General features: G+C 66.7%; 20 protein-coding genes. 14 read left to right on the plus strand and 6 right to left on the minus strand.

Annotated elements, in window-relative coordinates:
- Positions 1-47 precede the first annotated feature (47 nt).
- On the plus strand, positions 48-1,703 hold the full coding sequence (locus ACM0M4_RS09340; RefSeq protein ID WP_003091675.1) for a phosphoethanolamine transferase: 1,656 nt from the start codon (positions 48-50) through the stop codon (positions 1,701-1,703).
- A gap of 68 nt (positions 1,704-1,771) precedes the next feature.
- Here ACM0M4_RS09340 and ACM0M4_RS09345 read toward each other — a convergent pair whose 3' ends face one another.
- Both ACM0M4_RS09345 and rapA read right to left on the minus strand, forming a co-directional pair.
- On the minus strand, positions 1,772-2,227 hold the full coding sequence (locus ACM0M4_RS09345; protein ID WP_003091672.1) for a universal stress protein: 456 nt from the start codon (positions 2,225-2,227) through the stop codon (positions 1,772-1,774).
- A gap of 282 nt (positions 2,228-2,509) precedes the next feature.
- Positions 2,510-5,362: an RNA polymerase-associated protein RapA gene (gene rapA, locus ACM0M4_RS09350; RefSeq protein WP_395578515.1), complete on the minus strand. Its 2,853-nt coding sequence runs from the start codon at positions 5,360-5,362 to the stop codon at positions 2,510-2,512.
- Between the two features lie 235 nt (positions 5,363-5,597).
- Here rapA and ACM0M4_RS09355 point away from each other — a divergent pair, with 235 nt between their 5' ends.
- The 7 genes from ACM0M4_RS09355 (at position 5,598) to ACM0M4_RS09385 (ending at position 10,359) form a co-directional block, all read left to right on the plus strand.
- Positions 5,598-5,906: a hypothetical protein gene (locus tag ACM0M4_RS09355; protein ID WP_003091664.1), complete on the plus strand. Its 309-nt coding sequence runs from the start codon at positions 5,598-5,600 to the stop codon at positions 5,904-5,906.
- A gap of 53 nt (positions 5,907-5,959) precedes the next feature.
- The gene (locus tag ACM0M4_RS09360; protein WP_003117590.1) at positions 5,960-6,562 is read left to right on the plus strand and encodes an alpha-ketoglutarate-dependent dioxygenase AlkB family protein; all 603 of its coding nucleotides are present in this window, start codon (positions 5,960-5,962) and stop codon (positions 6,560-6,562) included.
- Positions 6,559-6,720, plus strand: a complete 162-nt coding sequence (locus ACM0M4_RS09365; RefSeq protein WP_003091659.1) for a hypothetical protein — start codon at positions 6,559-6,561, stop codon at positions 6,718-6,720. The genes ACM0M4_RS09360 and ACM0M4_RS09365 overlap by 4 nt, the downstream gene beginning before the upstream one ends.
- Before the next feature lie 248 nt (positions 6,721-6,968).
- Positions 6,969-7,082: a cytochrome c oxidase subunit CcoM gene (gene ccoM, locus ACM0M4_RS09370; RefSeq protein WP_003091657.1), complete on the plus strand. Its 114-nt coding sequence runs from the start codon at positions 6,969-6,971 to the stop codon at positions 7,080-7,082.
- Between the two features lie 208 nt (positions 7,083-7,290).
- Positions 7,291-9,285, plus strand: a complete 1,995-nt coding sequence (locus ACM0M4_RS09375; protein ID WP_003113160.1) for an FUSC family protein — start codon at positions 7,291-7,293, stop codon at positions 9,283-9,285.
- A complete protein-coding gene (locus ACM0M4_RS09380; protein WP_003091655.1) occupies positions 9,272-9,475 on the plus strand; it encodes a DUF1656 domain-containing protein in 204 nt (67 codons plus the stop codon). The genes ACM0M4_RS09375 and ACM0M4_RS09380 overlap by 14 nt, the downstream gene beginning before the upstream one ends.
- A gap of 26 nt (positions 9,476-9,501) precedes the next feature.
- Positions 9,502-10,359: an efflux RND transporter periplasmic adaptor subunit gene (locus tag ACM0M4_RS09385; RefSeq protein WP_003091654.1), complete on the plus strand. Its 858-nt coding sequence runs from the start codon at positions 9,502-9,504 to the stop codon at positions 10,357-10,359.
- Here the strand turns inward: ACM0M4_RS09385 and ACM0M4_RS09390 are convergent.
- The 3 genes from ACM0M4_RS09390 to ACM0M4_RS09400 form a co-directional block, all read right to left on the minus strand.
- Positions 10,340-11,515, minus strand: coding sequence for an MFS transporter (locus ACM0M4_RS09390; RefSeq protein WP_003117592.1), 1,176 nt, complete (start codon positions 11,513-11,515; stop codon positions 10,340-10,342). The genes ACM0M4_RS09385 and ACM0M4_RS09390 overlap by 20 nt on opposite strands.
- Positions 11,516-11,665: 150 nt before the next feature.
- Positions 11,666-12,136 (minus strand): MaoC family dehydratase, encoded by a 471-nt coding sequence (locus tag ACM0M4_RS09395; RefSeq protein WP_003117593.1) that lies wholly within the window; start codon positions 12,134-12,136, stop codon positions 11,666-11,668.
- Complete coding sequence (locus tag ACM0M4_RS09400) at positions 12,133-13,083, minus strand: alpha/beta hydrolase (protein WP_004345097.1); 951 nt, start codon at positions 13,081-13,083, stop codon at positions 12,133-12,135. Before ACM0M4_RS09400 ends, ACM0M4_RS09395 begins: the two co-directional genes overlap by 4 nt.
- A 246-nt stretch (positions 13,084-13,329) precedes the next feature.
- Between ACM0M4_RS09400 and fadD2 the strand changes: the two genes are divergently transcribed.
- The 4 genes from fadD2 (at position 13,330) to hrpA (ending at position 21,428) form a co-directional block, all read left to right on the plus strand.
- Positions 13,330-15,018: a long-chain-fatty-acid--CoA ligase FadD2 gene (fadD2, locus tag ACM0M4_RS09405; RefSeq protein ID WP_034001235.1), complete on the plus strand. Its 1,689-nt coding sequence runs from the start codon at positions 13,330-13,332 to the stop codon at positions 15,016-15,018.
- Positions 15,019-15,252: 234 nt separating this feature from the next.
- Positions 15,253-16,941: a long-chain-fatty-acid--CoA ligase FadD1 gene (fadD1, locus tag ACM0M4_RS09410; RefSeq protein ID WP_003091643.1), complete on the plus strand. Its 1,689-nt coding sequence runs from the start codon at positions 15,253-15,255 to the stop codon at positions 16,939-16,941.
- Positions 16,942-17,063: 122 nt separating this feature from the next.
- Complete coding sequence (locus ACM0M4_RS09415; RefSeq protein ID WP_010791866.1) at positions 17,064-17,273, plus strand: addiction module protein; 210 nt, start codon at positions 17,064-17,066, stop codon at positions 17,271-17,273.
- A 174-nt stretch (positions 17,274-17,447) separates the two neighbouring features.
- Positions 17,448-21,428 carry an ATP-dependent RNA helicase HrpA gene (gene hrpA / locus ACM0M4_RS09420; protein ID WP_003124328.1) on the plus strand — a complete coding sequence of 1,327 codons (3,981 nt, stop codon included), beginning with the start codon at positions 17,448-17,450 and terminating at the stop codon, positions 21,426-21,428.
- 72 nt (positions 21,429-21,500) lie between these two features.
- On the opposite strand, the gene phoA is transcribed toward hrpA, so the two are convergent.
- Positions 21,501-22,931 carry an alkaline phosphatase gene (gene phoA, locus ACM0M4_RS09425; protein WP_019396313.1) on the minus strand — a complete coding sequence of 477 codons (1,431 nt, stop codon included), beginning with the start codon at positions 22,929-22,931 and terminating at the stop codon, positions 21,501-21,503.
- A 204-nt stretch (positions 22,932-23,135) separates the two neighbouring features.
- Here phoA and ACM0M4_RS09430 point away from each other — a divergent pair, with 204 nt between their 5' ends.
- Together ACM0M4_RS09430 and tssI are read left to right on the plus strand one after the other, a co-directional pair.
- Positions 23,136-23,573: an HIT family protein gene (locus tag ACM0M4_RS09430; protein WP_003160751.1), complete on the plus strand. Its 438-nt coding sequence runs from the start codon at positions 23,136-23,138 to the stop codon at positions 23,571-23,573.
- Positions 23,574-23,801: 228 nt separating this feature from the next.
- Positions 23,802-25,868, plus strand: coding sequence for a type VI secretion system tip protein TssI/VgrG (gene tssI, locus ACM0M4_RS09435; protein ID WP_010791865.1), 2,067 nt, complete (start codon positions 23,802-23,804; stop codon positions 25,866-25,868).
- Positions 25,869-25,872: the final 4 nt, after the last annotated feature.

Raw genomic sequence — 25,872 nt, forward strand, 5'->3', positions numbered from 1 at the left:
CGCCACGGGGGGTGGCGGCGGTCCGTTACGTTTCAGGAGTTGCTTCAATGGGTGGGGGTATCAAGCGTTTCTTGCCGGCTATCGGTTCGACCCGGCTGGTGATGCTGTTCGCGCTGGTTCTGGTGGTGTTCTACAACGCGGCGACCTGGAAGGCCCTGCATGGCCTGGTGCCGCTGCAAGGCTTGAAGGGCTTCGCGTTCTTCGCCTCGTTCGCGGCGTTCCTGTGGGCCGCCTTCACGCTCCTGCTGACCCTGGTTTCCTTCCGCCCGCTGCTCAAGCCGGCCTTGACCCTGGTCGCCCTGTGCTCGGCCGGCGCGACCTACTTCATGGGCAGCTACGGCATCAGCATCGACACGGTGATGGTGCAGAACGTCTTCGAGACCAACGCCACCGAGGCCGGCGACCTGGTCAACCCGACCCTGCTCGGCTATCTGCTGTTGCTCGGTGTCCTGCCTTCGCTGCTGATCTGGCTCTGGCCGGTACGCTACCGGCCGTTCTTCCGCGGCCTGCTGAACAAGATCCTGACGCTGCTCGGCTGCCTGCTGATCGTCGCGGTAATGGTAGGCAGCTTCTATTCCACCTACGCCCCGATCTTCCGCGAGGAAGACAAGCTGACCCACTTCATCAACCCGACCAACTACATCTACGCGGTGGGCAAGTACGCCAAGCAGCGCCTGGTGATCAAGGAACACCTGGTGGTCGAGCCGATCGGCCTGGACGCCCGCCAGGCGCCGGCTGCGCTGCAGCGACAGAAGAAATCGCTGCTGGTGTTCGTGGTCGGCGAGACCGCCCGTGCCGATCATTTCTCGCTGAACGGCTACGCTCGCGAGACCAACCCGGAGCTGAGCAAGCAGGACATCGTCAACTTCACCCAGGTCCGTTCCTGCGGCACTTCCACCGCGGTCTCGGTGCCCTGCATGTTCTCCCAGTACCCGCGCGAGGACTACAGCGACAAGAAGGCCAAGACCCACGAAGGCCTGCTGGACATTCTCCAGCGTGCCGGCGTGCAGGTGTTGTGGCTGGAGAACAACAGCGACTGCAAGGGCACCTGCCTGCGGGTGCCCAACCGGGACATCCCGAAGACCCAGCCGAGTCCGTTCTGCGACGGCAAGAACTGCCTGGACGAGTCGCTGCTGGTAGGCCTGCAGGAGTACATCGACGGCCTGCAGGACGACGCCATCATCGTCCTGCACTCCGATGGCAGCCACGGTCCCGAGTACTACGAGCGCTACCCGAAGGAGATGGAGCGCTTCCAGCCGGTATGCCGGACCAACCAGCTCGGCAGTTGCAGCAAGGAAGAGCTGGTGAACGTCTACGACAACACCATCCTCTATACCGACCACTTCCTGACGAAGGTGATCGAATTGCTCAAGCGGAATGCCGACAAGCGCGATACGGCGATGATCTACGTGTCCGACCACGGCGAGTCGCTGGGCGAGAATGGCGTCTACCTGCACGCGGCGCCCTATTCGATCGCGCCCCAGGCGCAGATCCACGTGCCGATGGTCATGTGGTTCGCCCCGCAGGCGCTGGGCAACTGGGGCATCCAGCGCAGTTGCCTGGACGGCAAGCGCGACGACAAGGACCTGAGCCACGACAACCTGTTCCACTCGGTGCTCGGCCTGCTGGACGTACAGACTTCGCTGTACCAGCCGGCGCTGGACATCTTCGCCAGTTGCCGCGCGCCCAGGGCAGCCCAGTGAGCGACGGGGGCTGAAAGAAAAAAGGCCGTGGAGGATTCCCCCCACGGCCTTTTTCGTCGGCTTTCGCCTTATTTGTCGCGGACCAGCAGGACCGGACGCGAAGCCACGCGGATCAGGCCTTCCGCCACGCTGCCGAGCATCAGGCGGCGCATGCCGCGACGACCATGGGTGCCCATGACCACCACGTCGGCATCGCTGGCCTGGGCCTCGAGCTCGATGCGCTCGGCGATTTCCTCGCTGGCGCGCTCCTGGCAGACGCGATCGAAGGTGGCGCCTTCGACGTTGCTCGCCTCGACCTTCTCGCGGGCCTTGGCCAGGACGTCATCGGCGGCTTTCAGCGCGGCTTCGCGCAGCGGCTCGGGGTTGTAGTACACCGCGTAGTCGGGAAGGTGGCGCAGCGGGCTGTCGACGATGGTGATGACGCGCAGCTTGCCGCCGCTGAGGCCGGCCAGCTTGATGGCCTCTTCCAGGGCGCGGTCGGAGACCGGGCTGCCGTCCACGGCTACCAGAATGCGATCGTACATAAGGTGTCCCTCCAGAGTGAGTGTCCGCCCGCCGGGCGTTCTTGAAACTTCAAGGACACTGTAGACCCTCGCGGCCGGCGGACCTTTGCCGGAGGTCAATAAGTCGCAGGGCGACCGTCGCGATTCCGCTGCGATGCCTGGCTCGCGGCCCGGCGGGGGCCGGGGAACGGGGCGAACGGTCGCCGCGCGGCCATTCGCCGTTGCGGCCTTCGCTGGAAATGAAATGAAAGAAGCCATGGGGGAGGCCCATGGCTTCTCGTTTCGCGCAGCCGTTGCCGGGCGTCAGCCGGCGACCAGGATGCGGATCGCCTCGAGGCGCAGGGAGGCCTTGTCGAGCAGGGCCAGGCCTTCCTCGCGCTGGGTGCGCAGGCTGTCCAGCTCGCTGTCGCGGACGCTCGGGTTGACCGCCTTGAGCGCGGTCAGGCGCGCCAGTTCCTCGTCCATGGCGGCGGCGAACTGCTGCTTGGCCCTGGCCACGCGTTCCTCGTGGCGCGGGACGATCTTGCCCTCGGCCACGTCGAACTGCTTGGCCAGCACATCGCGCTGGGCCTGGACGAACTTGTTGGCGCTGACCCGTGGCACGCTTTCCAGCTGGTCGTTGAGGGTTTCCAGGGATACCCGGCCGGCCAGGTCGTTGCCGTTGGCGTCGAGCAGGCAGCGCAGGGCCTGCGGCGGCAGCCAGCGGCCGAGCTGGAGGGCGCGCGGTGCCACGGCCTCGCTGACGAACAGGAGTTCGAGCAGCACGGTGCCGGGCTTCAGCGCCTTGTTCTTGATCAGCGCCACCGAGGTGTTGCCCATCGAGCCGGACAGCACCAGGTCCATGCCGCCCTGAACCATCGGATGTTCCCAGGTGAGGAACTGCATGTCCTCGCGGGCCAGCGCCTGGGCACGGTCGTAGGTGATGGTCACGCCTTCGTCGTCGCCGAGGGGGAAGCCGGCGTCGAGCATCTTCTCGCTTGGCTTGAGGATCAGGGCATTTTCCGAATGGTCTTCGCTGTGGATGCCGTAGGCGTCGAACAGGCGCTCCATGTAGATCGGCAGGGCGAAGTCGTCGTCCTGTTCCTCGATGGCCTCCACCAGCGCCTCGCCTTCGCCGGCGCCGCCGGAGTTCAGCTCGAGCAGGCGGTCGCGACCGCTGTGCAGCTCCGCTTCGAGGGCTTCGCGACGGGCGCGGCCTTCGGCGAGCAGCGCGTCCCAGGCCTTGTCCTCGCCGCCGTCGAGCAGCGGCAGCAGGCGCGGGCCGAACTCGTGTTGCAGGGCGTTGCCGGTGGGGCAGGTATTGAGGAAGGCGTTCAGCGCCTGGTGGTACCACTGGAACAGGCGCTGCTGGGCGCTGTTCTCCAGGTGCGGTACGTGCAACTGGATGGTGTGTCGCTGGCCGATCCGGTCGAGGCGGCCGATGCGCTGCTCGAGCAGGTCCGGGTGGGCCGGCAGGTCGAACAGCACCAGATGGTGGGCGAACTGGAAGTTGCGGCCTTCGCTGCCGATTTCCGAGCAGATCAGCACCTGGGCGCCGAACTCTTCGTCGGCGAAGTAGGCGGCGGCGCGGTCGCGCTCAAGAATGCTCATGCCTTCGTGGAACACCGTGGCGGAGATGCCCGAACGCAGGCGCAGGGCGTCTTCCAGGTCGAGGGCCGTCTCGGCGTGGGCACAGATGACCAGGACCTTGAACTGCTTGAGCATCTTCAGGGTATCGATCAGCCACTCGACGCGCGGGTCGAAGCGCCACCAGCGGTTGTTGTCGTCGCCGTCTTCCCACTGCTGCTGGAAATTCACTTCCGGATACAGGTCCGGGTGTTCGCCGGCCGGCAATTCCTCGTACTGGCTCGGCATCGGCAACGGATAGGCGTGCAGTTCGCGCTGGGGGAAGCCCTGCACGGCGGCACGGGTGTTGCGGAACAGCACGCGACCGGTGCCGTGGCGGTCGAGCAGCTCGCGGACCAGGCGCGAGCGAGCTTCTTCATCGCCGCCCTCGACGCTGGCCAGCAGCTCGTCGCCCTCGCTGCCGAGGAAGCCGTGGATGGCCTTGCGCGCGCCGGCGGAAAGACTGCCGTGGTCGAGCAGTTCCTGCACCGCTTCGGCGACCGGACGATATTGCTCGCTCTCCCGGCGGAACGCTTCGAGGTCGTGGAAACGATTCGGATCGAGCAGGCGCAGGCGCGCGAAGTGGCTGTCCTGGCCGAGTTGCTCCGGGGTCGCGGTGAGCAACAGGACGCCGGGAATGATCTCCGCCAGTTGCTCGACCAGCGCGTATTCGGCGCTGACCTGGTCCTGGTGCCAGACCAGGTGGTGGGCTTCGTCGACCACCAGCAGGTCCCAGCCGGCGGCGAACAGGGCGTCCTGGGCGCGTTCGTCTTCCTTCAGCCACTCCAGGGCGACCAGGGCCAACTGGGTGTCCTCGAAGGGATTGCTGGCATCGCTTTCGGCGAAGCGCTCCTTGTCGAACAGGGCCACCTGCAGGTTGAAGCGCCGGCGCATCTCCACCAGCCACTGGTGCTGGAGGTTTTCCGGGACCAGGATCAGCACCCGCCCGGCGCGGCCGGAGAGCAACTGGCGATGGATGATCAGGCCGGCCTCGATGGTCTTGCCCAGGCCCACTTCGTCGGCCAGCAGGACGCGCGGCGCCATGCGGTCGGCGACTTCGCGGGCGATGTGCAACTGGTGGGCGATCGGCTGGGCGCGGGCGCCGCCGAGGCCCCAGAGCGAGGACTGGAGCAGTTGGCTGCGGCGTTCGAGAGTGTGGTAGCGCAGGGAGAACCAGGGCATGGGATCGATCTGTCCGGCGAACAGACGGTCGCTGGCGAGGCGGAACTGGATGAAGTTGGAGAGCTGGGTTTCCGGCAGGGTGCGCTGCTCGTTCTGCGCGGTGAGGCCGTGGTACACCAATAGGCCCTCGCTTTCCTCGACCTCGCGAACGGTCATCTTCCAGCCTTCGAAGTGCGTCACTTCATCGCCGGGGGCGAAGCGCACGCGGGTCAGCGGCGCATTGCGCAAGGCGTATTGGCGGGTATCGCCGGTCGCCGGATAGAGCACGGTGAGCAGGCGGCCATCCTGGGCCAGGATGGTCCCCAGGCCCAATTCCGCTTCACTGTCGCTGATCCAGCGTTGCCCCGGTTGATACTGCGCCATGTCCACCTCCCAAAAAAGCCGGGTATGGTACCGCAACGCGTGGCGTTGAGCGACGCTTGGCGATGGATTGCGTGTTGCGCCACGGCTTCGTCGGAGAGCCGTCCGTCGGTACGGGAGCGACCGCCTGGCGGCTGGTTCTCAAGTCGAGCGGCGGGTCGACCGATAACCCTTGTAGAAGAACGCCGCAAACCGGCACGCTGCGAGAACCCATGACGCGGCACTACCCAGAGAGGTTGCCTGCATGCTTCCGCCGATCCCCCAGGGCCTGATCCCGGTCACCGTCCAGCAGGACCCGCCCAAGCCCCGTCCGGCCACGCCGCCGGTCGCGCCGACCCAGGCTGGCGCGGGCAGCGATGGCGTCGCCTTGCGCCAGGAGCGCGACGAGGAAAGCTGGCTGGAAGAGGAATACCGCCGTCGCCAGCGCCGCCAGGGCGGCGAGGCGCACGCGCGGAGCGACGAGGGGGACGAGGCGCCGGCTGACGAGGCGGGGGAGAGCGCCCAGGCGGACGAGCTGCCGCGCAAGGGACAATTGATCGACATCGAAGTGTAACCCTGGTTTTCCAGGCTTCAGCAGCGGCCTTGCGGCGTAGTAACCTGCGGCCCATGGACCTGTTCGCCGACGCACCCCTGACCCTGCCGGACGCCGACCTGCGCTATCTCCCGCATTGGCTGGATGCGCCGCTGGCGAGCGCCTGGCTGTTGCGCCTGGAACAGGAAACGCCCTGGGAACAGCCGATCCTGCGCATCCATGGCGAGGAACATCCGACCCCGCGCCTGGTGGCCTGGTACGGCGACCCTGACGCCGCCTACCGTTATTCCGGCCAGGTCCACCGGCCGCTGCCATGGACCGCGTTGCTCGGCGAGATCCGCGAGCGCGTGGAGCGCGAGGTCGGCCAGCGGGTCAACGGCGTGCTGCTGAACTACTACCGCGACGGCCAGGACTCCATGGGCTGGCACAGCGACGACGAGCCAGAGCTGCGCCGCGATCCGCTGGTCGCCTCGCTCAGTCTCGGCGGCAGCCGCCGCTTCGACCTGCGGCGCAAGGGCCAGACCCGCATCGCCCACTCTCTGGAACTGACCCATGGCAGCCTGCTGGTCATGCGCGGCGCAACCCAGCATCATTGGCAACATCAGGTGGCGAAGACCCGCCGCTCCTGCATGCCCCGTTTGAACCTGACCTTCCGCCTGGTGTACCCCCAGCTATGAACGACGACGACAAGGTGATCGACCTCAGCGCCGAGCGCGACAAGCGCATCCACGACGTGCACGAGAAGCGCCTGCAGGAGGTCCGCAAGGCCTTCGAACAGGTGTTGCCGCTGGGCAAGCCGCGGAAGAAGCCGAAAGGCAAGCCGAAGAAGCGCTGAAGCCTCCGCCGCCGCGTTCGCCGGCGGCGCATTCCTGCGGGCAACGTGCGGCGATCGGGCAGGTTTTTCCCGGTTATCTGCGGCGTCCGACCGCATTCTCCCTCCTGCGAAACTTGACCTGGGTCAGTGTCATGCACCTGGCCGAAAAAGCCCGTCCGGGCGATTGATCCAGGTCAATGTTGCGCCGCCGCGCCTCGCTAATCTGAGCCCATCGAGCAACACCCAACCGGCAACTGGAGGCCATCAACATGTTCATCGACGAAGTGGTTCTCGCAGGGATTCTTACAGTAGGCCTCATGGTCGCTTTCTTCGGTGGGGTCGGTTACTTCATCTGGAAGGATTCCCATAGCCGCAAAGGCTGATCCTCCCGGATACACAGAGCACGCAAGGCACTTAGGGCGACTTCGGTCGCCCGTTTTTTTTGCGCCTGGAAAAACACCGGCGCAGCGATCGGGATACTACGAATGTCGCTGGACGATATTGTTAGCAGCCTAATAATATAGGCTGCACATATCGCCTCGGCGTTCGCCGGCTATCTATGCTGATGTAGACCCCGTTTCGGAAGACCCTGTGCCCATTCACTGGAAGCCGTTCCTGGCACCCTCGACGCTGGCGCTCAAGTTCGCCATCAAGACGCTCCTGGCCGGCGGCCTGGCGTTGTGGTGCGCCTTTCGCTTCGACCTGGAGCAGCCGCAATGGGCGCTGATGACCGTGCTGATCGTGTCCCAGCCGTTGTCCGGCATGGTGGTGGCGAAGGGCTTGTTCCGCCTGCTCGGCACCCTGGTCGGCACCGCGATGTCGGTGCTGATGATCGCGCTGTTCGCCCAGGCGCCCTGGTTGTTCCTGCTGGCCATCTCGCTCTGGCTGGGGCTCTGCACGGCGGCCTCGACCTCCCTGCGCAACCACGTTTCCTATGCCTTCGTACTTTCCGGCTATACGGTGGCGATCATTGGCCTGCCGGCGGTGGACCAGCCGCTGCTGGTCTTCGAGCAGGCGGTGGCGCGTTGTACCGAGATCTGCCTGGGGATCATCTGCGCCTCGGCGGTCAGTGCGATCCTCTGGCCGCAGCGGGTCGAGCAGAACCTCGACAAGCAGGCCCACGCCACCTGGCTGCTGGGCATGCAGGCCGCGCGCGGCGAGATCGACCCGCGCCAGCGGCAGCCGCAGGGGCTGCTCAACGCGCTGAGCAAGATTGTCGAGGTCGATGCGCAGCGCGACCATGCCTGGTTCGAAGGCGAGCGCGGGCGGCGCCGGGCCGGCGCCCTGGCGTTGCTCTCGCGCGACCTGCTCAGCCTGTTGCGCACCGCGCGCGGCGTGGCCCGGCAACGGGCGCGGCTGAGCGAAGAGGAAGAGCGCCGGGTGGAGCGCTGGCTGGCCGCGCTGGCCAGCGCCCTGGAAGGAACCGATCCGGCGTCGATGCAGGCGCTGCGCGAGGAGTTGGCGCAGGTCGCGGTCGAGCCGCAGTGGAGCAACGACCAGCGGTACCTGCTGACCCGCTGCTCGGTGCTGCTGCTCAAGGCGGTGAATGCCGAGAAGGGCATGCGCGCGGTGGCCAGCGGCGAGGTCGAGGGGCGGGTGGGCAGCGCCGGTACCCTGTCCTGGCACCGCGACCTGCAGATGGCGCTGTTCTACGGTACGCGTAGCGCCCTGGCGTTGCTCGGGCTGTCGGTCTACTGGATCTATACCGCGTGGCCGGCGGCGTCCGGCGCGATGCTGCTGGCGGCGGTGGTGTGCAGCCTGTTCGCCAACCGCGACAACGCGGTGGCCATCGGCCTGAGCTTCCTGCGCGGCATCGTCTACGCGATCCCGGCGGCGATGCTGGTCAGCCAGTGGCTGCTGCCGCAGTGGAATGGCTTCCCGCTGCTCTGCCTGGCGATGGGCGTGCCGCTGTTCTTCGCCACCCTGGGCATGGCCGTACCGGTTACCGCCGGCACCGCCACCTCGTTCGCGATCCACTTCATCGTCCTGGTCGCGCCGCGCAACCAGATGGACTACAACCTCGCGACCCTGCTGAATTCCGCCCAGGGCGTGCTGATCGGAGTCGGCTTCGCGGTGGTGATCTTCCGCTTGCTGACCTTGCGTCCGGGCTGGCTGACCCGACGCCTGCTGGACGCCACCTGCGTCGATCTCGGCCGCCTCACCCGGCGCCCGCTGGCGCAGGCGGAGAACTGGTTCGGCGGGCGCATGGCCGACCGCCTGTTGCGCCTGGCGCGGCACGCCAACCTGTTGCCGGAGCAGGAGCGGCGGCGTTGGGACGATGGCCTCCTGGCGCTCGACCTGGGTAACGAACTGATCCACCTGCGGGCCTGCCTGGAAGGCGCCCGTGGCGTCCTGCGCAAGGCGCGCGACCGCTTCCTCGGGGAACTGGGCGAACTGCTTGAGGCCGGTCCCGCGGGTCCGCGCAGTGACCGCCTGGAGCGGATCAGCCTGCCGTTGCGCGAAGCCCTGGAGCGTGACGCTCGCCACGACGACGAAGCCAGCCGCCTGGCGCGCGCGGCCCTGGCGCAACTGCTGTTCACCTGGCAGCAGTGGTGCCATCAGGAGGAAAGCCATGAGTCTGCATGAATCGGCCTGGGGCGGCGTCTACCTCAGCCCGCTGTTCGTCTATGCCCTGCTGGCGCTGGCGGCCACCGCCGCGCTGCGGGTGCTGATCCAGAAAACGCCGTTGCGTCGCTGGGTCTGGCACGAGGCGCTGTTCGACTGCGCCCTGTTCATTTTGATGTTGAGTGGCATTACCTGGGCGGCTACGACCTGAATCGTCGCCCCGAGAAGGAGATTCGCATGCGTGCATCGCTTCGCGTCGTCGTCACCCTGCTGGTGGTCGCTGCCGCTGTCCTCGCCGGCATCTGGCTCTGGCGCTACTACATGCTCTCGCCCTGGACCCGCGATGCCCGGGTGCGGGCCGACGTGGTGGTGGTGGCGCCGGACGTGTCCGGCTGGGTGACCGACCTGGAGGTCAAGGACAACCAGGTGGTCAAGGTCGGCGACGTGCTGATGCGCATCGACCAGGAACGCTACCAGGCCAACCTGGAGCAGGCCCGCGCCGTCGCCGAGACCCGTCACCAGCAATACCTGTTGCGCCAGAACGAGGCGGCCCGGCGCAGCCGCCTGGGCATCGGCGCGATCAGCGCCGAGGACAAGGAAAACGCCCAGATCAATGCCGCCATCGCTCGCAGCGAGTACCAGGAGGCGCTGGCCCAGGTGAAGATCGCCGAACTCAACCTCAAGCGCAGCGAGCTGCGCGCCGCGCGCAACGGCCAGGTGACCAACCTGCGCCTGGCCCAGGGCAACTACGCCACGGCGGGCCAGGCGGTGATGGCGTTGGTCGACCAGCAGTCCTTCTATGTGGTCGCCTACTTCGAGGAAACCAAGCTGCCCGGCATCCGCGTCGGCATGCGCGCCCAGGTCCGCCTGATGAGCGGCGATCAGCCGATCGACGGCACGGTGGAGAGCATCAGCAGCGGTATCACCGACCGCAACTCGACGCCGGACGGCCAGTTGCTGGCCAATGTCGAGCCGACCTTCAACTGGGTGCGCCTGGCGCAGCGCATTCCGGTGCGCATCCGCCTCGACCAGGTGCCGGCGGATGTCCACCTGAGCGCCGGGATGACCGCCAGCGTCACCGTGCAGGGGGACTGAACGGCAGCGCTTGCGTGGCGCCATCCAGCGTGCTGGCGCCAAGCGCGCAGGCCAGCGCCGCCAGCACCAGGGCGAGGCCGACCCAGGGCGTCGCGGCGACTCCCAGTGCCGCCACCACCAGGCCGCCCAGCGCCGCGCCGAGGCCCACGCCCAGGTGCATGGCCGAGGTGTTCAGGGCGACGCCGGCGGAACCGCTGGCCGGATCGCTGCGCAGCAGGAAGCTCTGCACCACCGGCGAGATCATCCAGCTGATCGCGCTCCAGACCATCAGTACCGGCAGGAACCCGATGCTGCCCAGGCTCAGCGGCACCGCCGCCAGCGCCAGGGCGAAGGCCGCCGGTACCAGACGCAGGGCGCGCCGGTGGCCGAGGCGGTCGGCCAGCCAGCCGCCGATATAGCCGCCGCTCAGCGCTGCCAGGCCGATCAGCAGGAGGATCAGGCTGATCTCGCTGGGCGAGCGAATACCGGCCATGCTCGCCAGGTACGGGGTGAAATAGGCGAACAGGGTGAAGTGCCCGCCGAGCAACAGGATCGATACCAGTTGCGCGAGCCACAGCGCGGGCTGGCGCAACTGCCGCAGGTAGCCTTCGCGGCCTGGCAGGTCGCCGGCCTGGCGTTGCGGCAGGTAGCGCCAGAGCAGCAGGCACAAGGGCAGCGAATAGACCGCGATGCCGGCGAAGATCCAGCGCCAGCCGAACCAGTCGCTGATCTGTACGCCCAGTGGCACGCCGAACACCAGCGAACCGCTGATGCCCATGAAGATCAGGCCGATCGCCCGGCCGCGCTGGGCCGGGGCGGCCAGCTCGGCGGCGAGCAGGCTGGCGAGGACGATCAGCAGCCCGCAACAGGCCGACATTCCCAGGCGAGCCAGGAGCAGGCCGAGATAGCCCGGAGCGAGGGCGGCGAGCGCGTTGCTGAGGGCGAACAGCAGCAGGGTCGCCAGCAGCAGGCGGCGGCGTTCGATGCGCCGGGTCAGCCAGCCGAGCAGCGGTGCGGCGAGGGCGAAGCCGAGGGAGAACAGGGTGGTGAGCTGGCCGGCCAGGCTGATGGAGACCCGCAGGTCTTCGGCCAGGGGCGGCAGGATGCCGATCAGGATGCTTTCCGCCAGGCCGGCGGCGAAGGTGGTCAGGGATAGCAACAGCAAGCGAAGGTCCATGGCGGCTCCGATTCCCGGTAAGGGGTTTCGGGCGGTGGAGTGCCTTCGGTTATCCCTGGTGATTGAGGTAAGACAGCGGACAGGGTAGAGCAGCGCGCGGCGGCCCGGCAAGTCCGCCGGGCCGGATGGCCCGACGATAGGGAAAGCCGCTCAGCCGATGCTGATCGGCGGCAGTTCGGCCAGCTCGACGCTGAGCTTCTCTTCCGGCGCCATGATCTCCGCTTCGCCGTCGACCACCTGCTTGCCTGCCTGGTTGAACACCCGCGTGGCTATGCGCACGCGGTTCTTCGGCAGCTTCTCGAGGACTTCCAGTTCGACCTTCAGGTCGTCGCCGAGCTTGACCGGACGGGTGAAGCGCAGGGTCTGGCCGAGATAGATGGTGCCTGGGCCGGGCAGCACGGTGGCGATCGCCGCGCTGATCAGGGCGCCGCTGAGCATGCCGTGGGCGATGCGTTCCTTGAACTGGGTGGTGGCCGCGTAGGCGGCGTCCAGGTGCACCGGGTTGCGGTCGCCGGAGACTGCGGCGAACAACTGCAGGTCGCGCTCGGCGATGCTGCTGGTGTACTCGGCCTTTTGCCCGACCTCTAGCTCGGCGTAGGGAATGTTCTGGACCTGGCTCATGTTCTCTCCTTTGTCGAATGATCCCGGCGGTGGCGCAGGGCCTGTTCCAGCCAGTCGATCAGGTCTTGGGTGACCGCGTCGCGGTTGCTCTCGTTGAACAGCTCGTGACGGGCCTCGGGATAGGTCTTCAGGGTCACCTGGCGCAGCCCGGCACCGCGCAGGGCGTCGGCCAGGTCGCCCAGGCGCTTGCCCTGGCTGACCGGGTCGCGTTCGCCGCCGATGACCAGCAGCGGCAGGTCGGCATCGATCTGCCGCAGGTGGGTGGGCGGGGTGATATCGGCCAGGCCGCCGAGCAGGTCCACCCACAACTGGTTGCTGCAGCGGAAGCCGCACAGCGGGTCGGCCACGTACCTGTCGACTTCCTGCGGATCGCGACTGAGCCAGTCGAAGGCCGTGCGATTGGGCTTGAACGCCTTGTTGAACGAGCCGAACGAGAGGAAGTCGATCAGCGCGCTCTTGCCCAGCGGCCCCTGGCGCCAGCGCTCGAAGCGGGCGATCAGGCGGGCGACCCGGTAGAGCGCTTGCGGCTGGTAGTTGGAGCCGGAAAGGATCGCCCCTTGCAGGCTGCAGCTGTGGTGCAGCAGGTAGGCCATGGAGATGTAGCTGCCCATGCTGTGGCCCAGCAGGAAGATCGGCAGTTCCGGGTGCTGCTGGCGGATATGGTGGTTCAGGCTGGCCAGGTCGCCGACCACCTTGCCCCAGCCGCCCTGGTCGGCGAAGTGGCCCAGCTCGTCGGCTTCGGCGGTCCGGCCGTGGCCGCGCTGGTCGATCGCATAGAAGTGGTAGCCGGCAGCGTTCAGCGCGGCGGCGAGACGCTCGTAGCGACCGGCGTGCTCGGCCATGCCGTGGGACAGCATCACCGCGCCGACGGCCGTTGCGCTCGGCCAGTGGCGGGTGTACAGCGGGGTTTCGTCGCTGGCGGGGAGCCAGTAGGCAGCGGCGGGCATGTTCGTTCCTTGTGCCGGACGGACGCGTTCCGGCGCATTCTAGCAGCGTACGCGGCTTCGTCCCGGAAAAGCGCCACCCTTGGGCACGGGCCGCTCTGGAATGGCGGGCGGCGAAGAGCGACAGGCTGGAGATTCACACTATCAATAAGGGCAGGAGGAGTATTTGCGCTGTCCGACGCAACTGCTAAGTTGCCCGATGCCCCGCACATGCGGGCCAGACCCGCTCAGGTAAGAGGACAAGAATAAATGCAACCTGAATTCTGGAACGACAAACGCCCGGCCGGCGTACCCGACAGTCTCGACTTCGCCGCCTACCGTTCCGTGGTCGAGGTCTTCGAGCGCTCCTGCAAGAAATTCGCCGACCGCCCGGCCTTCAGCAATCTCGGCGTGACGCTCAGCTATGCCGAACTCGATCGTCTGTCCGCCGCCTTCGCCGCCTACCTGCAGAAACAGACCGATCTCCAGCCCGGCGACCGCATCGCGGTGCAGATGCCCAATGTCCTGCAATATCCCATCGCGGTGTTCGGCGCCTTGCGCGCGGGGCTGGTGGTGGTCAACACCAATCCGCTGTACACCGCCCGCGAAATGCGCCACCAGTTCAAGGACGCCGGCGTGCGTGCGCTGGTCTACCTGAACGTGTTCGGCAAGCTGGTCGAGGAAGTGCTCCCGGATACGCGGATCGAGTACCTGATCGAGGCGCGCATGGGCGACCTGTTGCCGGCGCTGAAGGGTTGGCTGGTGAACAGCGTGGTGAAGTCGGTGAAGAAGATGGTCCCCGATTATCGCTTGCCCCAGGCGCTGCCGTTCAGGCAGGCCTTGAAGCAAGGCCAGGGCCATGCCCTGCAGCCGGTCAGGGGCGGCCTGGAGGATGTCGCCGTGTTGCAGTACACCGGCGGCACCACCGGGGTCTCGAAGGGGGCGATGCTCACCCACGGCAACCTGGTGGCGAACATGCTGCAGGTCCACGCCCAGCTTTCCCAGCTCGGCAAGGATGGCCTGCCGCTGATGAAGGAGGCGCAGGAGGTGATGATCGCGCCGCTGCCGCTCTACCACATCTATGCCTTCACCGCGAACTGCATGTGCATGATGGTCAGCGGCAACCATAACGTGCTGATCACCAACCCGCGCGACATCCCCGGTTTCGTCAAGGAACTGAAGAAGTGGCGTTTCTCCGCGCTGCTCGGCCTCAACACCCTGTTCGTCGCGCTGATGGAGCACCCCGGGTTCAAGGACGTCGATTTCTCCAACCTGAAGCTCACCAACTCCGGCGGCACCGCACTGGTCAGCGCCACCGCCGAGCGCTGGAAGGGCGTCACCGGCTGCACCGTGGTGGAAGGCTATGGCCTCACCGAATGCTCGCCGGTGGTGACCACCAACCCCTACGGCGAGCAGGCACGCCTGGGTACGGTGGGGATACCGGTCGTGGGCACGGCGCTCAAGGTGATCGACGAGCAAGGCAACGAGCTGCCTGTCGGCGAACGTGGCGAACTCTGCGTGAAAGGTCCGCAAGTGATGAAGGGGTACTGGCAGCGTCCCGAGGCCACCGAGGAGATTCTCGATGCCGAAGGCTGGCTGAAGACCGGCGACATCGCGGTGATCGACGAGGACGGCTTCGTGCGCATCGTCGATCGAAAGAAGGACCTGATCCTGGTCTCCGGCTTCAATGTCTACCCCAACGAGATCGAAGACGTGGTGATGGCCCATCCGAAGGTGGCCAGTTGCGCGGCGGTGGGCATTCCCGACGAGAAGTCCGGCGAGGCGGTGAAGCTGTTCGTGGTGGCCCGCGACCCCAGCCTGTCGGTCGAGGAACTCAAGGCCTACTGCAAGGAAAACCTCACCGGATACAAAATTCCGCGACAGATTGTGCTCAAGGATGCATTACCGATGACGCCTGTGGGTAAAATCCTCCGTCGTGAGCTGCGCGAAATCGCCTGATAGCCTTACAAGGCTCTGAAACGGGCATTTGCCGGGGACAGGAAAGACCGTGACCGAGACTAATGTCTCGGTCATTTTTTTGACCGAATAGGTCATGTTTGGTGCTGGTCTGCCTCTGGCAAAGCTGATAATCTCGGCGCGCCTAATAGCCCTGGGTCCAGGGTTAGCGAGCAGATCACAACAAGATGCCGCCATGAGCGGTGAAGATTAGCTGTTGCTTAGGAGTGGGCTTCCATGATCGAAAACTTCTGGAAGGACAAGTACCCAGCGGGTATTGCTGCCGAGATCAATCCCGACCAGTACCCGAACATCCTGTCGGTACTGAAGGAGTCCTGCCAACGTTTTGCCACCAAGCCCGCGTTCACCAACCTGGGCAAGACCCTGACCTACGGCGAGCTGTACAAGCTGTCCGGCGACTTCGCCGCCTACCTGCAGCAGCACACCGATCTCAAGCCCGGCGACCGCATCGCCGTCCAGTTGCCCAACGTCCTGCAATACCCGATCGTGGTCTTCGGCGCCATGCGCGCCGGCCTCATCGTGGTCAACACCAACCCGCTGTACACCGCGCGCGAACTGGAACACCAGTTCAACGACTCCGGCGCCAAGGCGGTGGTCTGCCTGGCCAACATGGCCCACCTGGTCGAGGGCGTACTGCCGAAGACCGGCGTCAAGCAGGTGATCGTCACCGAAGTCGGCGACATCCTGCCGCCGCTGAAGCGCTTCATCGTCAACTTCGTGGTCAAGCACATCAAGAAGATGGTGCCGGCCTACAGCCTGCCGCAAGCCACCAAGCTGACCGACGCGCTGGCCAGGGGCGCCGGCAAGTCGTTCCAGGAAGCCGCGCCGCAGGCCGACGACGTCGCCGTGCTGCAATACACCGGCGGCACCACCGGGGTCGCCAAGGGCGCCATGCTGACCCACCGCAACCTGGTGGCCAACATGTTGCAGTGCAAGGCGCTGATGGGCGCCAACCTCAACGAGGGCTGCGAGATCCTCATCGCGCCGCTGCCGCTGTACCACATCTATGCCTTCACCTTCCATTGCATGGCGATGATGCTCACCGGCAACCACAACATCCTGATCACCAACCCTCGCGACCTGCCGTCGATGCTCAAGGACCTCGGCCAGTGGAAGTTCACCGGCTTCGTCGGCCTGAACACCCTGTTCGTCGCCCTGTGCAACAACGAAACCTTCCGCAAGCTGGACTTCTCCGCGCTGAAGCTGACCCTCTCCGGCGGCATGGCGCTGCAACTGGCCACCGCGGAGCGCTGGAAGGAAGTCACCGGCTGCGCCATCTGCGAAGGCTACGGCATGACCGAGACCGCGCCGGTGGTATCGGTCAACCCGTTCCAGAACATCCAGGTCGGCACCATCGGTATCCCGGTGCCCTCGACCCTGTGCAAGGTGATTGGCGACGACGGCCAGGAAGTGCCCCTGGGCGAGCGCGGCGAACTCTGCGTGAAGGGTCCGCAGGTGATGAAGGGCTACTGGCAGCGCCAGGAGGCCACCGACGAGATCCTCGACGCCGATGGTTGGCTGAAGACCGGCGATATCGCGATCATCCAGGAAGACGGCTACATGCGCATCGTCGACCGGAAGAAGGACATGATCCTGGTCTCCGGCTTCAATGTGTATCCGAACGAACTGGAAGACGTGCTGGCGACCCTGCCGGGCGTCCTGCAGTGCGCCGCGATCGGCATCCCCGACGAGAAGTCCGGCGAGTCGATCAAGGTCTTCGTGGTGGTCAAGCCGGGGGCGACCCTGACCAAGGAACAGGTCATGCAGCACATGCATGACAACCTGACCGGCTACAAGCGGCCGAAGGCCGTGGAGTTCCGCGACAGCCTGCCGACCACCAACGTCGGCAAGATCCTGCGCCGCGAACTGCGCGACGAAGAGCTGAAGAAAGCGGGCCAGAAGTAAGTCCGCTGTTGCCTGAAGAAGCCCCGCCGATGCGGGGCTTCTTCGTTGCAGGCAGTCGGTTGCGGGGTGAGCGGGCCTGTGCGGACGTGCCGGCAGCGCATCACCTGCCGGAGGAACCCCCCATGGCCCGCCTCGATCCTGCCCTGGCCGAAGAAATACGCCGTCTGCCGATCAGCCGGCGTCTGGAACTGACCCAGGCATTGCTGCATCGCGCCGGCCCCGAGGTGGAGCGCCAATGGCTGCGAGTGGCCGAGGATCGCCTCGCCGACTGCCGGGCGGGCACCGCCGATGCGCTGCCGCTGGCCGAGATGCTCAAGCGACTGGGGCGCTGAGAGGGCCATCGCCCACCAGCAGCGTCGGCCGTATCGCGGCAGCGAGCGTTAACCGGGATTCGTCCTCTTCCGCTCAAATCTGCGACAATTCCGAATATTTTTCGCCTCGGCAGTGGCCGGAGCTTCTCCCGTCCTCCGCGACTGCGGCACGCTCACAGCATTCGAAAAGCCTAGATGACCGACCAGACTCCTTCCCTTGACCAACTCGTCCGGCGCCTCGACCAGGCCCAGATCAGCGACCGCCACCGCTTGCGCCGGCAGCTCCACGAACTGCGCAAGCAGCCCGACGACGCGCGCCTGGCGCAGTGGGTCGAGCGCTTCCAGACCTCCTGCGCCAAGGTCGAGGCGCGGCGCGCCAGCGTGCCGGCGATCCGCTACGACGACAGCCTGCCGATCGCCGCCAAGCGCGACGAGATCAAGGCCGCTATCGCCGCCCACCAGGTGGTGGTGATCGCCGGCGAGACCGGCTCGGGCAAGACCACCCAGTTGCCGAAGATCTGTCTGGAGCTGGGTCGCGGCATCCACGGCCTGATCGGCCATACCCAGCCGCGTCGGCTGGCGGCGCGCAGCGTGGCGACGCGGGTCGCGGAAGAGATCGGTACGCCGCTGGGCGCGCTGGTCGGCTACCAGGTGCGCTTCGAGGACCAGAGCGACGACAGCACCCTGGTCAAGCTGATGACCGACGGCATCCTCCTGGCCGAGACCCAGCACGACCGCTACCTGGAGCGCTACGACACGCTGATCGTCGACGAAGCCCACGAGCGCAGCCTGAACATCGACTTCCTCCTCGGCTACCTGAAGACCCTGTTGCACCGGCGTCCGGAGCTGAAGCTGATCATCACCTCGGCGACCATCGACCTGGAGCGTTTCTCCCGGCATTTCGACGGCGCCCCGGTGATCGAGGTTTCCGGCCGCACCTATCCGGTGGAGACCTGGTACCGGCCGCTGGCGGCGGAAACCGACGAGGAGGGCAACCGGGTCGAGGACGACCTGTCGGTGGACCAGGGCATCCTCGCCGCCCTCGACGAGATCGCCGCCCACGAACGCGAGGTCGGCAAGCGGCCCGGCGACGTGCTGGTGTTCCTCCCCGGCGAGCGGGAGATCCGCGACGCCGCGGAGATGCTGCGCAAGGCCAACCTGCGCCACACCGAGGTGCTGCCGCTGTACGCGCGACTGACCCCGGCCGAGCAGCAGAAGATCTTCCAGCCGCGCCCGGGACGCAAGATCGTGCTGTCCACCAACGTCGCGGAAACCTCGCTGACGGTGCCGGGCATCCGTTACGTGATCGACAGCGGCACCGCGCGGATCAGCCGCTACAGCTACCGCGCCAAGGTCCAGCGGCTGCCCATCGAGGCGGTGTCGCAGGCCAGCGCCAACCAGCGCAAGGGCCGTTGCGGACGGGTCGAGCCGGGCATATGCGTGCGTCTCTACAGCGAGGAGGACTTCAACGCGCGTCCGGCCTTCACCGACCCTGAAATCCTCCGCACCAACCTGGCCGCGGTGATCCTGCAGATGCTGCACCTGCGCCTCGGCGACATCGAGGCGTTCCCCTTCATCGAGCCGCCGGACGGCAAGGCGATCAAGGACGGCTTCACCCTTCTGCAGGAACTGTCGGCGGTCAACCGCGAAGGCCAGCTGACCCCGCTGGGGCGCCAACTGGCGCGCCTGCCGATCGACCCGAGGCTGGGCCGCATGCTGCTGGAGGCGGCCCAGCAGGGTAGCCTCGAGGAAGTGTTGACGGTGGCCAGCGCGCTGTCCGTGCAGGACCCGCGCGAGCGTCCGGTGGAGCGGCAGCAGGCCGCCGACCAGGCGCACGCGCAATGGAAGGACCCGGATTCCGACTTCGCCGCGCTGATCAATCTCTGGCGTGGCTTCGAGGAGCAGCGCCAGGCGCTGGGTTCCAATGCCCTGCGCAGCTGGTGCCGGAAGAACTTCCTCAACTACCTGCGCCTGCGTGAGTGGCGCGACGCCCACCGCCAACTGACCCTGATCTGCCGCGAACTGAAGCTGCCGTTCGGGCGTCCGGCCAAGGCCGAGGCGCGCAAGCCGGAGGCGAAGAAAGGCGCGTCGGCCGACAACGAACGCGAGGTACCGGGGATCGATTACGCGGCGGTCCACAAAGCGATCCTGTCCGGCCTGCTCAGCCAGATCGGGCAGAAGGCCGAGGAAGGCGACTACCTCGGCGCTCGCCAGCGACGTTTCTGGATCCATCCGTCCAGCGGCATCGCTCGCAAGCGCCCGCAATGGATCATGGCCGCGGAACTGGTGGAGACCACCAAGCTGTTCGCCCGAATGGTCGCGAAGATCGAGCCGGACTGGCTGGAGCCGCTGGCTGGGCACCTGATCAAGACCAACCACTTCGAGCCGCACTGGGAGAAGCGTCGCGGCCAGGTGGTGGCGTTCGAGCAGGTCACCCTCTACGGCCTCATCGTCATCGGTCGACGTCCGGTGCACTACGGTCCGATCGACCCGCCGGTGGCGCGCGAGCTGTTCATCCGCGAAGGCCTGGTGCGCGGCGAGATCAACAGCCGCGCCAAGTGCCTGAGCGCCAACCGGCAGTTGCTGGAAAAGCTCGACGAGCTGGAAGCCAAGGCACGCCGGCGCGACATCCTGGCCGACGAGGAAACCCTGTTCGCCTATTACGACGCGCGCCTGCCGGCGGATATCTACCAGACCGCCAGTTTCGAGAAATGGTACGCCCGCGAGCGGCAGAACCAGCCGGACCTGCTGCTGATGCGCGAGGAAGACGTGCTGGCCCGCGAAGCCAGCGAAGTCACTGCGGCGCAGTACCCGGATCGCCTGCGCCTGGGCGATCTGCACCTGTCGCTGAGCTACCAGTTCGAGCCCGGCACCGCGCGCGACGGCGTCACCGTGCGGGTACCGGCGCCGCTGCTGCCGCAATTGCCGGCCGAACGCATCGACTGGCTGGTGCCCGGCCTGCTCTACGACAAGGCGGTGGCGTTGGTGCGCAACCTGCCGAAGGCGATCCGCAAGAGCTTCGTGCCGGTACCGGACTTCGTCCGCGCCGCCCTGGAGCGCATCACCTTCGGCGAAGGTTCGCTGCCGCAGGTGCTGGGCCGCGAGCTTCAGCGCATGACCGGCGTGCGGGTAGCCGACGAGGCCTGGGCCGAGGCGGCGACGCAGTTGGACGATCACCTGCGGATGAACATTGAGGTGGTCGACGCCCAGGGCAAGTTCCTCGGCGAGGGCCGCGACCTGGCCGAACTCACCGCGCGTTTCGCCGAAGCCAGCCAGGCGGCGCTGGCGATACCCCAGGCCGACAAGGAACAGCAGCGTCCGGTGGAGGCCAAGGCCTTCGCCAGCGTCGCCGAGAAGGCCCAGCAGAAGGTCGCCGGATTGTCGATGACGGTATACCCGGCGCTGGTGGAGGAGCAGGGCGAGGTCAAGGAAGGGCGCTTCCCGACCCAGGCCGAGGCCGACTACCAACACCGCCGCGCCCTGCAACGACTGCTGTTGCAGCAACTGGCCGAGCCGGCCAAGTACCTGCGCGCCAAGCTGCCGGGGCAGACCGAGATGGGCCTGCTGTACCGCGAGCTGGGACGGGTCGAGGCGCTGGTCGAGGACATCCTCCTGGCCAGTCTCGACAGTTGCGTGCTGCAGGGCGAAAGCCTGCCGCGCGACGGCGCCGCCCTGGCCGCGCTGGCCGAGCGCAAGCGCGCTGCCTGGAACGAGCACGCCGAGCGCCTGGCACGCCTGGTGCTGGATATCCTCAAGCTCTGGCACGGCCTGCAGAAGCGCTTCAAGGGCAAGGTCGAGCTGGCCATGACCGTGCCGCTGAACGACGTCAAGGGCCAACTGGCCAACCTGGTGTATCCGGGGTTCGTCCGCGCCACCCCGCTGGAGTGGTTGAAGGAGTATCCGCGTTACCTCAAGGCCATCGAGCAGCGCCTGGACAAGGTCGCCGGCCAGGTCCAGCGCGACCGGGTGTGGAGCGGCGAGCTGGGCGAACTCTGGGCGCAATACCAGGCGCGCCTCGCCAAGCACGCCCAGGAAGGCAAGCGCGACGCCGAGTTGCAGGTGTATCGCTGGATGCTGGAGGAGTACCGGGTCTCGCTGTTCGCCCAGCAACTGGGAACCCGGCTGCCGGTCTCGGACAAGCGCCTGGCCAAGCAGTGGAGCCAGGTCGAGGGCTAGTTCCAGGGATACCGCGCGAAATGAAAAAGGCGCGCCGGTCGAAACCGGCGCGCCTTTTTCGTTCTGGTCCGATCAGTCGCGCAGGTTCAGTGCGCGACGGATGGTGAAGAACAGGTCGGTCTGGTCGGTCAGGCCGGTGACATTGGCCGCCTGCGGGCCGTAGGCGGCGATGCGCAACTGGGTGCCGGTGTGCTCCTGGGAGCCTTCCTCGGAGTTGCCGTAGCTGATCGCCAGCGGCGCGCCGTCCTTGGTCGTGAGCAGTTGGGTCAGCCCCGGCGCGGCGGTTTCCGGCGGGATGATCTGGCTGGAGTGGGCGTGGTCGGCGGTGACGATCACCAGGGTCTCGCCATCGGCCTTGGCGAAGGCCAGGGCCTTCTGCACGGCTTCGTCGAGGTCGACGGTCTCGCCGATCTGGCCGCACGGATTCGCGGCATGGTCCTGCTTGTCGATGGACGCGCCCTCGACCTGCAGGAAGAAGCCGTTCGGATTGTCCTTCAGCAGCTCGATGGCCTTGCTGGTCATTTGCGCCAGGCTCGGGATGTCGGCGGTGCGCTTCGGGTTCGCCTCGCAGCTCACCGCCGGCTGGTTCAGGTTGCCGTGGTAGGTGGCGGTCGGACCGAGCCAGCGCACTGGCATGTTGCCCGGCGCGAACAGGCCGATCAGCGGCTGCTTCTGGTTGGCGCGGCGCACGGCTTTCAGCTCGTCGAGGTTCTCGACGATCCGGTAGCCGCGGGCTTCGGCCTGGGCGCGGAGGGTCTTGCCGGCATAGCGGCCAGCCTTGGCGGTTTCCGCGAAGGTCGCGGCGCCGCCGCCGAGAACCACGTCAGGGCGGGTCTTCAGCCACTGCTCGGTGATCGAGCCGGCGCCGCCGTTCTCCAGGGCATTGCTCGGGCACTGCTTGCTGGTGGCCTCGGGACCGTAGCACTTGCGAGCGGTGACGTGGGCGAGCAGGGCGGCGGGGGTGGCGTCCTGCAGCTCGGCGGTGGAGACGTTGCCGGTGGCTTTGCCGTTGAGCTTGGCCAGCTCCAGCAGGTTGCGGTGCGGCTGTTCGTGGATATCCACGCCGATCGCGCCGTTGTACGACTTGACCCCGGTGGTCCAGGCGGTGGCGGAGGCGGCGGAATCGGTCACGTAGTCCGGCAGGCCGCTGTCCTTGTGCAGGGAGTAGTGGGTGTACTGGCCGGTCAGCGGCAGCGCATCGATACCCTTGAAGTAGCCGCCCGCGCCGCGCGCGTAGTTGCGCGCCACGGTGATCTCGGAGTCGCCCATGCCGTCGCCGATCAGCAGGATCACGTTCTTCGCCTTCTTCTTCGACAGCGACTGCTTCAGGGCCTGGGTCAGGTCCTGCTCGACGCGCCGTGCGCCGCCGTACTCGCTGAGTTCGCCACGGGCCTGGCGGTTGAACAGCGACGGATCGTCCTGGCGCGCCTGGGCCGGCAAGGCGCTGCCGAGCACGGCCATGGAGACGGCAAGAGAGAGGGCGAGGGGATAACCTGGGGTCATGACGCATTTCCCTATGTTGAGGAGGTGGCTGTGCGAGACGGCAGGGCCATCCGGCGAGTGCTACGAAAGTAGGGAAGGGTGATGACGGGCTTGTGACAATTTCTTTCGAAGTGTGTGGCGCGCGCGACGCATCACGTCGTGACGAGCGGGTAGCGAGCCGGTATGGTGCGCAGGTCTATTCCGGTTCGTTCAAGGAAAGCCTCCATGAGTCTGCACGGCGTTTACGATTCCCAGAACATCTTCGCCAAGATCATTCGCGGCGAAGCTCCCTGCTACAAGGTCTACGAAGACGAGGACGTGCTCGCCTTCCTCGATCTGTTCCCGCAGTCCTACGGGCATACCCTGGTGATTCCCAAGCACGCCGAGGCGCGCAACCTGCTCGAGATCGATGCGCAGAACCTGGCCAAGGTCATGGCCGTGGTCCAGCGCCTGACCCGCGCCCTGGTCGAGGAGGTGCAGCCGGACGGCGTGCAGATCGCCCAGTTCAATGGCGCCCCCGCCGGGCAGACGGTCTTCCACATCCATTTCCACGTCATCCCGCGCTTCAGCGGCGAGAATCTCGGCATCCATGCGGCGAAGCAGGGCGACCCTGAAGTGCTCGCACAACTTCAGGAGCGTTTGGCGCAGCGTCTGCAAGGCTGATTGCGCATGGGCCGGCCCGGTTCGGGGGCGGTCCTTCGCTCGTCGGATTTTTCTGAAATATTTTGTTACATACTGTCGAGGGTCAGGCGCGCCGCGGTTTTCCGGCGATGTGCGCAACAATTTGCACAGTTTTTTTGACGTAGCATCCGCGACATCCCGCTCTTCGGAGCGACCACGGCGAACAGGGACGCCAGCCGTGCAGGTTTTTCGAGCAACAGGGGACAGCGGATGTTCAACCCGGCCAACCAGACCCACTTCAGCCTCACCCTCGACGGCCTCCGCCATGACCTGCAGGTCCTCGCCTTCAACGGCCACGAAGGCATCAGTCGCCCCTACCGTTTCGAACTCGAACTGGTCGGAGAGCGTGCCGGCCTCGACCTCGAAACGTTCCTCCACCGGCCCGCCTTCCTCGCCTTCACCCCGCAGGGGCAGGGTGTCCACGGCCTGGTCTACGGCGCTGCCCAGGGCGATGCCGGCAAGCGCCTGACCCGCTATCGCCTCACCCTCGTCCCACACCTGGCCTACCTCGCCCAGCGCAACAACCAGCGGATCTTCCAGCACCTCACGGTGCCGCAGATCGTCGCCCTGATCCTCGAGGAGCACGGCATCCTCGCCGACGCCTACCGCTTCCAGCTCGGCACCCGGTATCCCGAGCGCGAATACTGCGTGCAGTACGACGAAAGCGACCTGCATTTCGTCCAGCGCCTCTGTGCCGAAGAGGGCATCCATTTCCATTTCCGGCACAGCGCCGAGGCGCACCTGCTGGTGTTCGGCGACGACCAGACGGTGTTCCCCCGCCTGGGCCGTCCCACCGCCTACGTGCACGACAGCGGGCTGGTCGCCGACGAACCGGTGATCAAGCGCTTCAGCCTGCGCCTGGCCAGCCGCACCACGCGCACCACTCGCCGCGACTACGACTTCGAGAAGCCGCGGCTGCTGCTGGAGGCCGGCAATCGCCCCGCTGCCGACGCCCCGGCCGAGCCGGACCTGGAGGACTACGACTACCCCGGTCGCTTCGTCGATCGCCAGCGCGGCAAGCTGCTCAGCCAGCGCGCCCTGGAGCGGCACCGCGCCGACCGGCGCCTGGGCGAAGGGGTCAGCGACCAGCCGCTGCTGGTCAGCGGGCATTTCCTGGAGATCGCCGAGCACCCGCGCGCGGAGTGGAACGACCTGTGGCTGCTCAGCGAAGTCTTCCACGAAGGCAAGCAGCCGCAGGTGCTGGAAGAGAACGTTACCTCCGACACGTCGGCCAGCACGGACGACTTCCAGCAGGGCTACCGCAACCGCTTCCTCGCCACGCCCTGGGAGGTGTTCTTCCGCCCGCCGCTGGAGCACCCGAAGCCGCGCGTGCTGGGCAGCCAGACCGCGGTGGTGACCGGCCCGCCAGGCGAGGAAATCCACTGCGACCGCTACGGCCGGGTCAGGGTGCAGTTCCACTGGGACCGCGAGGGCCAGGGCGACGACAAGAGCAGTTGCTGGCTACGCGTAGCCAGCGGTTGGGCCGGCAACGGCTATGGCGGCATCGTCATTCCGCGGGTCGGCATGGAAGTGCTGGTGGACTTCCTCGAAGGCGATCCCGACCAGCCGCTGGTCAGCGGCTGCGTCTACCACGCCGCCCACCCGGTGCCCTACGAGTTGCCGGCGAACCAGACCCGCAGCGTCTTCAAGAGCCTCAGCAGCCCTGGCGGTGGTGGCTACAACGAGCTGCGCATCGAGGATCGCAAGGGCCAGGAACAGATCTTCGTCCATGCCCAGCGCGACTGGGACGAGAACATCGAGCACGACCAGAAGATCCGCGTCGGCCACGAACGCCACGACACCGTGGAGGCGAACAGCTACAGCGAGTTCAAGGCCGAGGAGCATCACACCGTGCACGGAGAGCGCAAGGTCGAGCTGAAGGCCGATGACCATCTGACGGTCGGCGACAGCCAGCACGTGAAGCTCGGTCGTGCCTACCTGGCCAGGGCCGGGCGCGAGATCCACCTGAAGGCCGGGCAGAAGATGGTGATCGAGGCTGACAGCGAACTGACGGTGAAGGCCGGCGGCAGCTTCATCCGGCTTGACGCAAGCGGCATCGCCATCAGCGGCCCGCTGGCACGGATCAATGCAGGCGGCGCACCGGGAAGCGGCTCGGGGATCGCGATCAAGATGCCGCGGGTGCCGGGCATGGCCGACCAGGACAGCTCCGGCGCGCCACCCGAGGCGGTCGCGGCCAACCTGCCGCCGCGGCAACCGGTCTGCGAAGAGTGCCTGCTACAGGCGAAGAAAAGAGGCCAGGCGCTCGCCGAGCGCTGAGGAA

Source organism: Pseudomonas sp. 18-147 (assembly GCF_051048045.1).
Taxonomy (GTDB): Bacteria; Pseudomonadota; Gammaproteobacteria; order Pseudomonadales; family Pseudomonadaceae; genus Pseudomonas; species Pseudomonas aeruginosa.